This window comes from Bradyrhizobium sp. AT1 (assembly GCF_001590795.1).
Taxonomy (GTDB): Bacteria; Pseudomonadota; Alphaproteobacteria; order Rhizobiales; family Xanthobacteraceae; genus Bradyrhizobium.
In genome coordinates, this window is sequence record NZ_JXDL01000001.1 from 7302965 (window position 1) to 7317586 (window position 14622).

At 59.3% G+C, this 14622-nt stretch carries 13 protein-coding genes and 1 pseudogene; 13 read left to right on the forward strand and 1 reads right to left on the reverse strand.

Features of this window, described 5'->3' with window-relative positions; translation table 11 throughout:
- The 13 genes and pseudogenes from SE92_RS33660 to SE92_RS33720 all read left to right on the forward strand — a co-directional run.
- Positions 1-413: pseudogene (locus SE92_RS33660) on the forward strand (hypothetical protein); the annotation flags it as partial.
- Positions 414-504: 91 nt separating this feature from the next.
- Positions 505-1710, forward strand: coding sequence for an O-antigen ligase family protein (locus tag SE92_RS33665; RefSeq protein ID WP_157095800.1), 1206 nt, complete (start codon positions 505-507; stop codon positions 1708-1710).
- 132 nt (positions 1711-1842) lie between these two features.
- Positions 1843-2916, forward strand: a complete 1074-nt coding sequence (locus tag SE92_RS33670) for a Gfo/Idh/MocA family protein (RefSeq protein ID WP_063203902.1) — start codon at positions 1843-1845, stop codon at positions 2914-2916.
- Between the two features lie 265 nt (positions 2917-3181).
- On the forward strand, positions 3182-3661 hold the full coding sequence (locus SE92_RS36980; protein ID WP_198172869.1) for a formyltransferase family protein: 480 nt from the start codon (positions 3182-3184) through the stop codon (positions 3659-3661).
- A 62-nt stretch (positions 3662-3723) separates the two neighbouring features.
- Positions 3724-4824 (forward strand): DegT/DnrJ/EryC1/StrS family aminotransferase, encoded by a 1101-nt coding sequence (locus SE92_RS33680; RefSeq protein WP_063203033.1) that lies wholly within the window; start codon positions 3724-3726, stop codon positions 4822-4824.
- Between the two features lie 25 nt (positions 4825-4849).
- Positions 4850-6400: a lipopolysaccharide biosynthesis protein gene (locus SE92_RS33685; protein ID WP_063203035.1), complete on the forward strand. Its 1551-nt coding sequence runs from the start codon at positions 4850-4852 to the stop codon at positions 6398-6400.
- Positions 6401-6485: 85 nt separating this feature from the next.
- Positions 6486-8324, forward strand: coding sequence for an asparagine synthase (glutamine-hydrolyzing) (asnB, locus tag SE92_RS33690; RefSeq protein ID WP_063203038.1), 1839 nt, complete (start codon positions 6486-6488; stop codon positions 8322-8324).
- A 3-nt stretch (positions 8325-8327) separates the two neighbouring features.
- Positions 8328-9419 carry a glycosyltransferase family protein gene (locus tag SE92_RS33695; RefSeq protein ID WP_063203040.1) on the forward strand — a complete coding sequence of 364 codons (1092 nt, stop codon included), beginning with the start codon at positions 8328-8330 and terminating at the stop codon, positions 9417-9419.
- A gap of 150 nt (positions 9420-9569) precedes the next feature.
- Positions 9570-10421, forward strand: coding sequence for a methyltransferase domain-containing protein (locus tag SE92_RS33700; RefSeq protein ID WP_198172871.1), 852 nt, complete (start codon positions 9570-9572; stop codon positions 10419-10421).
- Complete coding sequence (locus SE92_RS33705) at positions 10418-10987, forward strand: acyltransferase (RefSeq protein WP_063203044.1); 570 nt, start codon at positions 10418-10420, stop codon at positions 10985-10987. The genes SE92_RS33700 and SE92_RS33705 overlap by 4 nt, the downstream gene beginning before the upstream one ends.
- 42 nt (positions 10988-11029) lie before the next feature.
- The gene (locus SE92_RS33710; RefSeq protein ID WP_063203046.1) at positions 11030-11953 is read left to right on the forward strand and encodes an NAD-dependent epimerase/dehydratase family protein; all 924 of its coding nucleotides are present in this window, start codon (positions 11030-11032) and stop codon (positions 11951-11953) included.
- On the forward strand, positions 11950-13116 hold the full coding sequence (locus tag SE92_RS33715) for a glycosyltransferase family 4 protein (protein ID WP_063203048.1): 1167 nt from the start codon (positions 11950-11952) through the stop codon (positions 13114-13116). Before SE92_RS33710 ends, SE92_RS33715 begins: the two co-directional genes overlap by 4 nt.
- 27 nt (positions 13117-13143) lie before the next feature.
- Positions 13144-14079, forward strand: a complete 936-nt coding sequence (locus SE92_RS33720) for an NAD-dependent epimerase/dehydratase family protein (RefSeq protein WP_063203051.1) — start codon at positions 13144-13146, stop codon at positions 14077-14079.
- Between the two features lie 46 nt (positions 14080-14125).
- On the opposite strand, the gene SE92_RS33725 is transcribed toward SE92_RS33720, so the two are convergent.
- On the reverse strand, positions 14126-14622 hold a 497-nt coding region (locus SE92_RS33725), incomplete at its 5' end, for a glycosyltransferase (RefSeq protein ID WP_157096004.1).

Here is a 14622-nt window from a genome sequence, read left to right on the forward strand (position 1 = left end):
CAAATTATTACTTGGGAAGTTCCGGACCGGTCCTGAAATACAACGGGGTGGCCGTTACGAGCGGCCAGTTCGCGCCTTGGGTGCCGATCGGCGCCGAGCAGACGGCGAGCGGATTTGATTTTGCCTGGAAGACCCCGGGTGCCGACAACTACACAGTGTGGAGTACGGACGCGAATGGGAATTATTTGACGAATCTGACGCAAATCGTGTCTGGTGGCAACGCCACTCTTGAGCTATTGGAGGCTACCTTTCATCAGGATCTCAACGGAAACGGTAAGGTAGGCGCAGGTGGTGAGAGCGGACTCGCTACAGCTTTAGCTCAATCCCAGGTTTGCTTGAGCCCCTTGGAGGAAAGTGGTGAAGCCAAAATTGCCTCAGAAATCTTCGCTTATCAACATCATGCGATTTGGTAGCTCGTTGAGCTCAGGTCTCGTACCGGGCTTCATGTGGGAATGCGTGGTATGTGATTTGTTGTGAGGGTCGAAGGCAGAGAGGGGACGGGTGGTGAGGGATGTAGCTAACCAGATATGTCTGGCTCTCCTGCTTTGCGCCAATATTGTCGCTGTGTTGGCGCACGTCTGGCTTGGGACTGGGTCGCTCTTCACGGGTATCTATCTAGCTATTGTTACAGGGTTCCTTATCCTGTTTGGACGTTGGCGCTCACTCGTATTCGCTGATCTTCTTTGGCTTTCTCTTTGCGGGCTTTTTGGTCTGTCCGCAATCCAGCACCCACCGGCTGTGCCGGAAGCCGCGCTGTTCACGCTTGCTCTCGCCGCCTACGCGGTCTCTCGCGGGCTACCTGGAGCAATGCAGAAACGAAGCTTTTTATTGATCCTCGTCATGATGGTCGCGCTGGGCACTATTCTAACACTTTTCGCCTTCAACAGCGAAGCTTCTAAGGTCCACGGACGACCGTTGATTTTTGGTCAGTACGATCATCCGTTGGTTGTGTTTGCACTCTTGCTTGGCTTGTTGCTGTTTGCGTTTGCCTGCTCGGCTATCAAAATCGGATTGGTCGCGCCGATTTGCGTTGTTCCGATTGCGATCTTCGCTGCGGCTCAAGTGCGATTTGTTTTCATCGCACTTCTCGGCGCGCTTGTCCTCGGCGCGATCATTGCGCCTCCAGAGCAGCGTCGCCGTTTCGCGGCAATTGTTGGGCTTGTGGCTTTGTCGGTTCTCGGCGGCGCATTATTTAAGCTAGACTCAACAGTTATGTACGCCAAGTATGCCGTTGAAAGTCTACAACCGCAGCAAGATCCAGTGCCAGCCGTCGGCTGCGCGCTCGTCAATCTTAACAACTCGCTCGATATCCGTCGGCATGTTTATATAGAGGCCTTGGCGGAGCTTCCTGAAGCGGGCGTGACCGGCATTGGACTTGGCCGATTTGAAAAACGATCGTGCGTCTCCTCTCAAGTCCACAATACGATTCTTCAAGCCGCGGTTGAGCTTGGGATACCTGCCAGCCTGGTTCTGGTCAGCCTCATTGTTGTAATTTGGACCCGACTGTACTCGTCTGCGAGACAAGGTCGCCAAGCGCTTTTTGCACTTTGCTTCCTTACATTCGCCCTCTTGCTCTCGATGGTGTACGGCACACTCAGCAGTGCCGGCTTCCTTTTCGTGGCACTTGGTTATGGAGTGGCCGCGTCGGCCGCGCGGGAGATTTCTCAGTTTGATTTGGTTCCGATTTCCCAAACTGGCTCGATGTCCTGAAAACCTCGTCTGGTCGACTGACTCGGCGTAATGTTCGCTCAATCGCAAACCTCTTGATTTACCGAGATTTTTGAGAATATAAGCGCTTCGCGTGTGGGGGGCGAGCGTTATCGATATGAACAGGAAGCTTTGATGATTAGATTTGGCCTGCTCGGATGCGGTCGGATTGCCAAGCGCCACTCTGACTTGCTCGGCGGCAATCACATCAAGGGCGCCCGTCTCGTGGCCGTTTGCGATCCTATTCGGGCACGCGCAGATGCTCTTGCATCCAAATTCAACGTCGGGGCGCATTATGACATTGCAGACTTTCTTGGGCGGAAGGATATCGATGCCGTTGCCGTCTTGACCCCGAGCGGGCTGCACCCCGAACATGCAACTGCGTGTGCAAGGGCGGGAAAGCACGTAGTAGTCGAGAAGCCCATGGCTCTTCGCCTTCAGGACGCGGACGAAATGATCCGCGCGTGCGACGAGGCCGGGGTAAAGCTCTTTGTCGTCAAGCAAAATCGGTTCAACGTGCCAATCGTCAAGGCGCGAGAAGCCCTGGATGCCGGTCGGTTCGGGCGGCTCGTGTTAGGGACCGTTCGCGTGCGTTGGTGCCGTGACCAAGCCTATTACGACCAGGACCCCTGGCGCGGCACTTGGGCCTATGATGGCGGTGTGCTCACCAACCAGGCGAGCCACCACATCGATATGTTGGAGTGGTTCTTCGGTGACGTAGTCAGCGTCCAGGCGCGGAGCACGACAGCGTTGGTCAAGATCGAGACCGAAGATACGGCCGTCGCAACCTTGAAGTTTCGTAATGGCGCACTAGGAATTATCGAGGCGACGACCGCAGTGCGGCCGGCCGATCTCGAAGGCTCGCTCTCCATCCTAGGCGAAAAGGGGGCCGTGGAGGTCGGCGGCTTTGCAATGAACAAAATCCGCCATTGGCGCTTCCTCGACGAACTGCCTTCGGATAAGGAGGTTATCGAAAAATTCTCGGTCAACCCGCCGAATGTCTACGGCTTTGGCCATCAAGCCTATTATGAGCACGTCGTCGAATGCCTTGTCGGTCGTGGCGCAGCGCTTGTCGACGGGCTTCAAGGACGTAAGAGTCTGGAATTGATCACCGCGCTTTACGAATCCATCGAAACGGGAAGGGATGTGTCCATTCACTTCTCCCCGAGAATGAGCCGTCTGGGCCAGCGGGCAAGCGATGATGTCTAGTCAGCTGACAACGATAGGCATCATAACGTACGACTTCCAGCACTTAAAGACGGAACAGCTCGTTACAGGTCTCCTGCTGCGGAATAGGCTGGGAGCGTCCCGAGAGGTTGAGATCAAATTATTCGCGCTGCCGTTTTCGCCGCGGCCCGAGCGCGAGGTACTGTTTAAGCACCGGCCCGACCAATCAGCCGCGGCAGTCACCCGGGACCTTGCTCGCGCATACAACATTGAGTTCATACCGTGCACTTACAATGAGATGCCCGACTTGGCGGACTATTATCTCATTGCCGGAGCGGGCATCCTCTCTCCCGCCGCGATCGGTCGAAAGAAAATCGTTAATGCTCATCCCGGCATCATTCCTGCCGCAAGAGGTTTGGATGCCTTCAAATGGAGTATATTTCATGGGGTTCCGCTCGGCATAACTTTGCATTTCGTCGATGCCGATGTTGATTCTGGCGACGTGATCGCCATCGTGGAGACGCCAGTCTTGCCTGAGGACGACATTTTCACCCTGGCGCGCAGGCACTACGAACTAGAAATCGAAATGCTGGTTGACTTTCGGGCTCTTTTGCAAGTGGGGGGCGCAGATAGCAAGGGATACCCTGAACGACCCGCGCGAATGCGTATGCCAAGGGCTCTGGAGAAGGACATGCTTGAACGCTTTGAAACGTACAAGGAGGAGTTCAGCGTAGCCTCGCTGTCTCGCTGGAGACAGCACCGGGTCGACACCGCGCGAGTAGGTTAAGCTCGGGCGAGAGCCGGTTGTTCTTCCTCACTTGATTCTGTTTAGACTCGGAGTCGAATCTGATGTCAGTCCCGTTTGCGGACCTGCAGCTACAATATCAAACTATCAAGGGAGCAATCGACGATGCGATCGCAGCCGTCATTCGCGACAATGCGTTCATTCGCGGGAGCTACGTCGATCGTTTCGAGCGCGATTTCGCAAGCGCGGTGTCGGTAGAGCACTGTGTCTCTTGTGCCAATGGAACGGACGCGCTCTATCTTGTGATGGCGGCGCTGAATGTTCGCCCGGGCGATGAGGTGATTACCACAGCGCATTCCTGGATCTCGACGGCAGCGATGATCACGCATGCCGGTGCAACAGTGAAGTTCTGCGACACCGACGGAGCGACCTTCACGATCGACCCGGCTGCGGTTGAGGCCGCCATTACCCCGCGGACCGTCGGCATCATTCCGGTCCATCTCTACGGGCAGCCTGCTGACATGGCCGCGATCATGGCTATTGCGGAGAAGCACCGCCTCTGGGTTATCGAGGACTGCGCGCAGGCTCATCTCGCCCAGTTCGACGGCCAGGCAGTCGGAACCTTCGGCGCTGCGGCGACCTATTCGTTCTATCCCGGAAAGAATCTGGGAGCGATGGGTGATGCAGGCGCGGTAGTTACAAAGGATCCTGAACTCGCCGAACGGATTGCCATGCTGGCGCGACACGGAGGATTGGTCAAGCACCAGCATCATATCGAGGGGATCAATAGTCGGCTCGACGGATTGCAGGCTGCGATCCTCTCGGCAAAGCTACCCCACCTCGTCGGGTGGACCAAAGCGCGTCAGGAGGCGGCGAAGCGCTACGACAGTGCTCTCAGTCAGATCGAAGCCATCGAGATCCCTCAAGTGGTCTCGGGCCGGGATCACGTCTATCATCTTTACACAATCAAGCATCCGAAGCGTGACGAATTGGCCGCCTACCTCGCGTCAAAAGGAATACAGACAGCCGTCAACTATCCGACTGCGCTGCCGTTTCTGCCGGCTTATAGTCGTTTCGGTCATCGTCCGGAAGATTTCCCACATGCATTTCGGGACCAGAGCCGGATTCTGTCCCTGCCGATGTTCGCCGAGATAACTGCGGCTCAGCAGCAGGATGTCGTTGAAGGGATCCGGTCATTCCGGTGATGGAGCGACTGGCTCACGTGGCGCGATGAAGCAGGGCGACGGCTCGAAGCGGCTGGTCGGAAATTCGATCTGGAACGTTGCGGCGTTCATCGTCGGCGCAGCGTTGAATCTGATGATTCTGCCCTTTGCCGTGCACCGGCTCGGTGTGCCCGCTTTTGGTGTGGCTTCCCTGGTGGTGGCCTGTGTGGCCCCGGCTGTGATGTTCAGTAGCGCCTTGTCGTTGTCGACCTCACGGGAATTGGCTCACGGGCTCTCACTCGAGCAGATAGGTGACTCGCGCAGGCTGTTTGCGACAGCGATGTTCATGGCGCTCGTGGTCGGCCTCTTGCTGTCGTTCGTGCTTGCCTTTGCCGGTCCGCAGCTGGCGCGTCTGGCTTTCAACTTGCCCGGCAAAACTGGGGAGGATCTCGGCACCACGTTCGCTTTTGGCGCAAGCGGCTGGCTTTGCCAGTGCCTGATGTCGGTTCCTCTCGCGCTCCTGATCGCACGGCAGGACTATGCGCGAATCTCAGCCGCCGCCATTCTCGGCACAGTGGTTACAACCGGATCAATGCTGGTCCTGCTGCCCGACCGGCCACTGCCCTCGACCTTCATGGCTTGTCAGGCAGCGGGCTTGATGGCGAACTTTGCAGCAGTCCTTGTGCTGGCTCTTCTATCCGCGAGCCATTGGATGACATGGCCGGCTCTGCACCGTGAACCCATTCGCCGGATCTTGCACGTCGGCTCCTGGCAAGTGGCAGCCCAAGGCGGAGCGTTGATCGCGTCACAGGCCGACCGTTATTTGCTCGGAATCATGTTGGCGCCTCAGTTCGTTGGATTTTACTCAGTTGCTCAGCGGCTCGAAGAAGCCGTCTACATCGGCATCCTTAAAGTTGGCGAGATCTTGTTTCCCTTCTTCAGCGGGATCCAGAAGGAAACCTCTGAGCGCAAAGCGGAGCTGGTCTTTCGCTCCTCGTGGATCCTGAATTTGCTTGCTGCGAGCGCGCTCGGCGCGATCGTTCCTGCTGCTGGCCCTCTGCTGACGTTATGGGCAGGCCCGGAGCTGGCTTCGGGTGCGCGTCATGTGCTGATCGTCCTGTCGATCGGCGGCATGCTTGGCTGCAGCGTGAATGTGTTTGCATTCTTTCTGCTGGCGCAAGGCCGTTCCAAGTCGACAGCGCTGATTTCCCTGGTGACAGCGTTTTTCACTTTGGCAACCAGCGCTCTTGCGCTTCCTTATTTCGGATGGTCTGCGGCCGGGTGGAGCTCATGTATTGGCGTCGTGGCCCAGAATGTTGCGACCGCTCTCTTGCTCAAGTCGACCTTCAGGCGGGTTTCTATTTGGTCGCGGTTCGCGCATCTCGTGGCGTCGCCGCTGCTCGTCGGCATAGGAGCAGCGCTCTTGTTGGGGCAACTGATAAGATTGGATGGATTTGATGTGCAAGCAAGCTGGCCCCTTGTCGGCGGCCTCTATTGCGTCTCCGCCATTGCGATCTTTACAGCAGTGGCGGCGGCGTCCCAATTCGGCCCTTACCGCGCCAGTTGCCGCGAAGATCTACGTGTCATTGCACTAAGGGCCTTTGTGTGGTTACGGTGATGAGCTGGCGTTAAGGGCCGCAGGAGAGCGCGGAGACCTGCGCGGCGTCGAGAATTTCCGCTCCCCATATGGGTTACCTGGACTGATGTGTGGCATAGCTGGGATCGTCGATTTCGGAGGCAGGCCGGTCGCGGCGGACGAACTTGGCAGGCTCACTGACTTGCTTTCGCACCGCGGCCCGGACGGCGCGGGTGCCTGGTTTAGTACGGACCGCGCTGTCGCATTAGGCCATCGGCGGCTGGCGATTATCGACGTCAGTGACCGCGGCTCGCAACCGATGCTGTCCAGCGATGGACGATATGCGATCGTTTTCAATGGCGAGATCTATAATTTTCTCGAGTTGCGCCGTGAGCTCGAAAACGCAGGCGCGGTTTTTCACAGCGATTCGGACACGGAAGTGATTCTCGTGGCCTGGAAAGCCTGGGGCGAAGCCATGCTGCAGAAATTCAACGGCATGTGGGCTCTCGCGATCTACGACTCAGCCACGCGAGAGCTCTTTCTTGCGCGCGATCGCTTCGGCGTGAAGCCGCTGCTCTATGCAAGGTCGGGGTCGCGGTTCGTGTTTTCGTCAGAGCAGCGCGCCCTGGTTCGAAGCAAGCTCGTTGACGGCGCTCTTGATGCCGACGTCGCCCGGCGGCTGATGGTCGACCCCTTCGGCGTCGAAGCAAGCACGCGGACATTGTGGCGCGAAGTCAGTCGCCTCCAGGCCGGACACTGCATGTGGTTGCGGGGAGGGCGCCTCGAGATCAAGCGCTGGTGGCGTACGGTCGATCATCTTCCCGAGGTCCCGACAACCCAGCCGGAGCGTATCGAGCGATTTCGCGAATTGTTCATGGATTCGGTGGCGCTTCGCATGCGCAGTGACGTGCCGATCGGCACGTGCCTGTCTGGTGGCTTCGACTCTTCGGCCGTGGCGTGCGCCATGGCAGCGCACGAGAAAAGCGGGCTTGGTCCGCGGGACAATGTGTCTTGGCGTCACGCCTTCGTTGCGACTTTTCCGGGCTCATCCAACGACGAACGGCCGATGGCCGAGGAAGCAGCGCGTTGGGCCGGCATTTCTCCGACCATGCTCGAGATCGGGAACAAGGATGCGTTGCACGAGATCGATCGTATCATCGACGACAATGACGACGTGTATATCAGTCTGCCTAGCGCAGTCTGGCTGATCTATCGTGAGCTCCGCCGGCACAACGTCACTGTTTCGCTCGACGGCCACGGCGCCGACGAGCTGATGGGCGCTTATCTGCAGCAGGGGCGATCCACTGCTTTCAAGCTCCGGAATGCCATCACGGCGGCGACGCTGCATTCGCAACTTGCAAGACGGGCAGCGGATATCTCACGCGCCGCGATACTGGCGCGGCAGGGACGATATTTCCTGAGAGGCGGCCTACGCGCGCTCCCGAAGCCGTTCGACCTTGCAGCAGAGGGCGACAGGCTACCGTCGAGCTGGGGTCCGCTCAACCGCCGGCTTTATCGCATGTTTCACAGTACCGTTTTGCCGACCATCTTGCGGAACTTCGACCGCCTCTCGATGGCGCATGGCATCGAGGTGAGGATGCCGTTCATGGATTGGCGGCTTGTAACCTACACCATGGCGTTGCCTGACGAGAGTAAATGGTCGCAAGGCTACACCAAGATGGTGGCGCGCCAGGCGATGGCGGGAACGATGCCTGAGGCGATCCGGATGGGCCGACGCAAGGTCGGCTTCAACTCGCCAATGCCAGAATGGCTCAACGGGCCCTTGGCGCCTTGGGTCAATTGCCTGCTCGACAGCAAAGTTCCGATGTTTTCTGAGCTGGTCGATGAATCGCGACTGCGCTCTGCAGTCGAGCGTCACGCCAGCCGCAAATCGTGGAGCTGGGAATCGACCGGGCATATCTGGCCATACTTGAATATGAAGTGGGCCCTTGCGAAGGCTGCCTGACCAATGCGTGTATTTCAGAATAGCGGGATCTACGCATCTTACCTGCCCTACCTCAACCAGCTCGCGAAATCAGCAAGAAGCTTCGAGGAACGGCGAGACGTCTTCCTTGCCGACCGTTTCGGCGCACTGCATTTTTTAAAGCCTGTCATCGACGGTGAAAACACCGCGTTTTTCACCAACGGCGACGACGAGGTTATGCAACGGTTGTGGGCGCGAGAGAACGGGCTCGCGAGCAACACCAGTTTCGAGGACATTCTTCTCGCCCAGATCGAGCAGCATAGAACCGAGGTTTTCTATAATCTCGATCCGGTGCGCTTTCCGAGTACCTTCGTTCGCAAACTGCCTGGATGTGTCCGAACGACCCTTTGTTGGCGCGCTGCTCCCTCGGGCAGCGCCGACCTGACAGCCTATGGCGCGGTGCTTGGCAACTTTCCGTCTATTCTCGCAGCCTGGCGGAACAAGGGTTGCCGCGCCGAACTGTTCTTCCCGGCGCTCGATCCGGTCATGAGCGAGTATGGCCACGGCGAGCGGCCGATCGACGTTCTCTTCGTCGGCGGCTACTCGCGGCATCATTCCGCGCGGGCCAAGACGCTGGAGCAGGTCGCGGCTCTTTCCAGTGCATATGAGGTTGCATTCCACCTGGATTCGTCGCGTCTTACTCGGTTGGCCGAATCCAAGCTCGGCCGATTACTTCCTGGTCTCGGGAAGCACAGACGACCACCGGCGGTAGCTATGATCGCCCGCCCGCCGGTATTCGGGCGGCGCTTTTACGAGCTTCTTGGGGCCTCCAAGATCGCGCTCAACGGTGCAATCGACATGGCTGGGACTGACCGTGGAAACATGCGGTGTTTCGAGGCGATGGGCTGCGGAGCGCTTCTGGTCTCTGACGACGGGAATTACCCGCCCGGTATGACTCCGGGCGTGACAATCGAGACCTATGGAGCAGCCGAGCTTGCTGCGCCGACGATTTCGCAGGCCCTGGCAAACTGGCCTCGATTGGCTGAGATCGCAGCGCACGGTCGAGACGAATTGAACCGCACTTACACAAAGCCGCGTCAATGGCGTGACTTCGTCGATCTGGTAGGAAGTATATAGCCGGATAGGCGGTTCGAACCCGCACCGAGCGGCTCATGTCGCCGGTTCCCCTTGCATGATATTATACGATGCTGTTCAAGCAGGCGGGCGATAACCACAGGGAACGGGCACATCATGCTCCTCCCGATCATCGCCAAACAGGAGAGACGGATGCACCTGGACAGTGCCCTATTCAAGGCGAAAGAGCTGCTGGACGCCACGCTGCTGCCGGTACATGCCTTGAGAGGCTGTCCACCGTGGAGCCTTGGGTACTATACGCGGAAAAAGCGAGCCATTGTGGAGGCAATCGATCAGAACATGGTTCGCCCGAATGCTGCACTTCCTGCGAGTTTCGGCATCGGGCTGGATGAGCGCGTGGTGGAGTATCCTTGGCTGTTTTCGTGCCTTAGGGCCGCCGGTCCGCTTGGAAAAGTGTTGGACGCGGGTTCGACCCTCAATCACGAGTATATTCTGAGCCGGGATCCTCTCGACAGGGCAGATCTGACCCTGATGACCTTGGCGCCGGAAAAGCGGTGCTATTGGCACAAGGGCTACTCTTACGTTTTCGGAGATTTCCGCGAAAGCCCATTTCGGGACGCGCTGTTCGACGCGCTGATTTCCATCTCGACGCTCGAACACGTTGGACTGGACAACACGTTGTTGTACACCCAAGATCGCAGCAAGGCCGAGAGCGATCAGTTCGGATTTTCAGCCGCAATGTCTGAATTCAGGCGCATCGTCCGGCCGGGTGGTCGCTGCTTCATCACTGTTCCTTATGGCCGACATGAGGATTTCGGCTGGTTTCAGTTGTTCGATGCCCGCATGCTGGACCGGCTCATCAATGCGTTCGGTCCGTCCGCCTATCAGGTCGAGTTCTTCAGCTACCGCCAGCAGGGCTGGGAAAGAGCAACGCAGGCCGCCGTCGAGAACGCGACCGCATTCGATCCTCACAGCGGACGGGGGCGGACAGACGACAAGGCCGGGTGTGCGCGTGCGATCGCCTGCATCCAGATGACCAGATGAATCTCGATCACCTGTTGCAACGGCTGCTGGGACGACCGACTTGCGAGCTCGGCGTCGGCGCTCGCCTTCTGAGCACTGCGAGGATCCGGAACATCCGACGCGATGCGAGATTGATCCGCGTCGGCGAGCACAGCATTATCCGCGGTGAACTGCTGACGTTCGCTCACGGCGGCCGCATCGAGATCGGCTCATGGTGCTACGTCGGCGAAGGCGCGCGCATCTGGTCGGGGGGAGCGATATCTCTCGGTGATCGTGTGCTGGTTGCCCATGGAGCGAACTTGTTCGACAATCTTACGCATCCGATCGACCACCATGCCCGACACAAGCAGATCAGGGAGATCTTCACGACCGGCCATCCTGCTGACATCGACCTGGACGACCGGCCCATATCGATCGGAGACGATGCCTGGGTGGGAGCGGGTGCGTATGTTCTTCGAGGCGTTCAAATTGGCGCGCGCGCGATAGTCGGTGCGGGCGCGGTGGTCACCAAGGATGTCGCGGCGGACACCATCGTCGCTGGCAATCCGGCTGTTCTGGTTGGACGGGTGGACGAAACTTATGGGTAGTTCAACCGACCGTATCGACTTGCGCGGCTGCAAGGGGGCCCCATGAGCGTATGGGTCACAGGCGGAAATGGCTTCATCGGGCGTCATCTGATCGCTCAACTTGCTCGAGACGGTGAGCGCGTGTATGGCGTCGGCCATGGAGCGATCGACGATACGGATCGGCGGAGACTCGGGCTGACGGACTGGATCAACGGCGAGATCAACGCGCCCAATCTGGATAGCCTTGTTCAGCGTGGAGGCATCCCAGGCGCGATCCTTCACCTGGCCGGCGGTTCATCGGTGGCGCGCTCGATCGAGCAGCCCTACGAGGACTTCTCCCGCACCGTCGGCGCGACAGCGGGCCTGCTGGAATGGCTGCGCCATTCCTCACGCGAGTGCCGGCTGGTCGTGGTCTCCAGTGCCGCCGTTTACGGTACGCATCATACCGGCGCGATTTCGGAGCAAGCCGCTACGCAGCCGATGTCGCCTTATGGTCATCATAAGCTGATCATGGAGCAGCTTTGCCGCAGCTACGCGGATTCGTTCGGGATTCGTGCCACCATCGTACGATTGTTTTCAGTCTACGGTCCCGCGCTGCGCAAACAGCTGTTGTGGGATCTCTGCGTGCGACTCGGGCAAGGCCAGCGCGAACTCGTGCTCGGTGGCACCGGCAATGAGGCGCGTGACTGGACCGATGTGCGGGATGTCGTTCGACTGCTTGCGTGGCTCGCGCAAGCTGATGATGTGCCCCTGCTTTTGAATGGCGGCAGCGGCGTGCCGACCAGCGTTGTCGAGATCGCCAATATGATCACAAAAGCCTGGGGTGGAGATATCGCTGTTCGTTTCTCGGGCCTTGTTCGTGCGGGTGATCCCTTCAGCTTGATCGCTGACCCAGGGCGGCTCGCCGCTATACCATTCAGCTGGCAGATCCCGGTCCAGGACGGCATTGCCCAGTATGTCAGCTGGTTCAAGGGGCAAGCCCATTGAGCGATGCCCGCCCCATCCGGCTCGCCTTCACCTTGATTTCTCGCAAGGCTTGGGCGGGAGGCTTCAATTATCAACTCAATCTTTTCCATGCGCTGGCGAAGTACTGCCCGGGCGCCATTAGACCCGTAGTGTTCGCGGGCGAGGCTCACGATGCCGGCGAACTCGCGATCATCCAGAAGGTCCCGAATGCCGAGACTGTTTGCTCGGCGCATTTCGATCGTCCCGCGCTGACATCGTTGATGCCGACTATGTTCGCCCAGGATCGCGGCGCGATCTCAAGTTTTCGGAGCCATAAGATCGATGCGGTCTGGGAGAACGCCCGCTTCTTCGGATGGAAGTCGCCCTATCCGACCGTGGCCTGGATTCCCGACTTCCAGCATCGGCAGCTGCCGAAACTGTTCTCGAACAAGGCGAGACGGCGGCGTGAGCTGGGATTTCAGCTGCAGGTCCTGTCCGGCCGCACCATCGTCCTGAGCAGCCACAGCGCCGAGCGCGATTGCCTTGCCTACTATCCGCGCACAAAGGGCCGAACCGCCGTTGTAAAGTTTGCGAGCGAGCCTTCGGCCGAGCTGCTCAAGCTCGATCCTGTGGAGGTGCTTCGGAAGTACGATCTGCCGAGAACTTATTTCTACGTCCCCAATCAGTTCTGGCGACACAAGAACCACAGGATCGTTCTGGACGCGCTTGCCTTGCTTGCGCAGCGCGGCGTCCGTCCGGTGGTCGCGGCGTCTGGCGGGGGCGATCCGCATGAACCAGAGTATCTGGAGCAAATCCTGCGCGAGGCGGCAGATCGCGGTCTGGCGCAGCAGTTCCGATATCTCGGCATGATCCCGCTCGGCGATGTCTACGCTCTTCTGCGTGCTTGTGCTGCCTTGATCAATCCGTCGCGCTTCGAGGGTTGGAGTACCACGGTCGAGGAAGCAAAGTCTTTCGACGTTCCGATGATACTGTCCGACATCGACGTGCACCGTGAACAGGCGGAACAGCGCGCGCGTTATTTCGGTACCGATGATGCCGCCTCGCTCGCTGCTCTTCTGCAGGATTTCGAGCAACCTGTTTTCGTCGTGCGTGCGATAAACGATCAACTCGGCCAGCGCGTGCGAGAGTTTGCCGAGAGCTTTGTCTCGACCATTAAGCAAGCCGTCCGAACTCATCCGCACTGATCGGTACCCCTGGGAGTGCGCAACGCCATGAATCGACCGATCGTTCTCGTCACCGGCGCAACCGGATTTATCGGACGCAATCTCGTCCCCTTGCTCGATAGCAGCGGTTATCGTGCGCGCCGCGCGTTACGCGACGGACGTGCCGGGGAGGACGACGTCGTGGTCGGTTCGATCGGACCGGCCACCGATTGGGACGCCGCGCTTGCGGGCGTGGACGCGGTGATCCATCTGGCCGCGCGCGTGCACCACCCCAATGAAGAGCATGCCGGTGAACTCTATAACGCGGTCAATACGGAAGGCACGATGCAATTAGCCCACGCGGCCGCGCGAGCCCAGGTATCGAAGTTCGTGTTCCTGAGCACGATCCTAGTCAACGGAAGCTCGACGGACGGGCGAGGACAATTCACGTCGCTCGACGCAGTGGTGCCGCGCGGCGTCTACGGACAGTCCAAGGCGGCTGCGGAGACTGCCCTGCAGCGCTTGGCAAGTGAATCTAGGATGCGAATAGCTGTGGTGCGCCCACCACTGGTATACGGAAGCGATGCACGAGGCAATTTCCGTTACCTCGTGGGTGCGATCAGGCGGCGAATCCCCCTTCCACTTGGTCTTGTCAACAATAAGCGGGCATTCATCAGCGTGCAGAACCTTGCTTCCTTTGTCGCGCATTTGGTCGCTTTTGAAGGGGGCCCCGGGTATCAGGTTTATCTAGTCGCCGACGACGAGCAGATTTCGACCGCAGCTTTCGTTCGTCGGATTGGCGAGGCCATGAACAAGCCGGCCATCCTTCTGCCAATCCCTACTCCGGTGTTGGCGGTCGCCCTCCGGGCGACTCGGCCGGAACTGCGCCACAGCCTGCTGGGCTCCATGGAGCTCGACACCTCCGCCGCCCTGTCGACCGGCTGGAGACCGCCGTTCAGCATGACCGAGGGATTGAAGCTGGCGGTGGGCACATCAGCCTTGTAAGCCGGCAGCCACTTAGCTGCGCGCCGGGGAAATCTTTGTGCGTCGCTCATCGTTGCTCCGACAGGTCCGGGTTGCGCAACAATTCGTCGATCAGCGCCGCATAGGCGTTCATCGCGGTCGTGCTGTCGAATCGCTCGGCCGTCTTCACCGCCCGCGCAGCGACGCCGCCGTCCTCGTCAGCGGAGGCCGTGCGGATCGCCGCGGCGAGCTGATCGGCGCGGCCCGGCGTCACGACCCAGCCGAGCCCGTTCTCGACCACGGTCAAGGCGGCCTCTGCCTCCGGCTCGGACACCAGCACCACGGGACGGCCGACCGCCAGCAGGTTGTAGAACCGGCTCGGCACCGACACTCCCGCGACGTCCTTGCGGTACGGAATGATCCAGAGGTCGGCGGACGTCAAAAGCGCCTCGAGCTCGGAATCCTCGACCCGCCCGACAAAGGAGACGTTGGAGAGGTTCGCGGCCGCCTGCAATTGCTTCAGCCGCTCGAAGCCGATGCCCCAGCCCGACAGCAGGAAGTGAATGTCCGTGTCGTCCTTCAGAA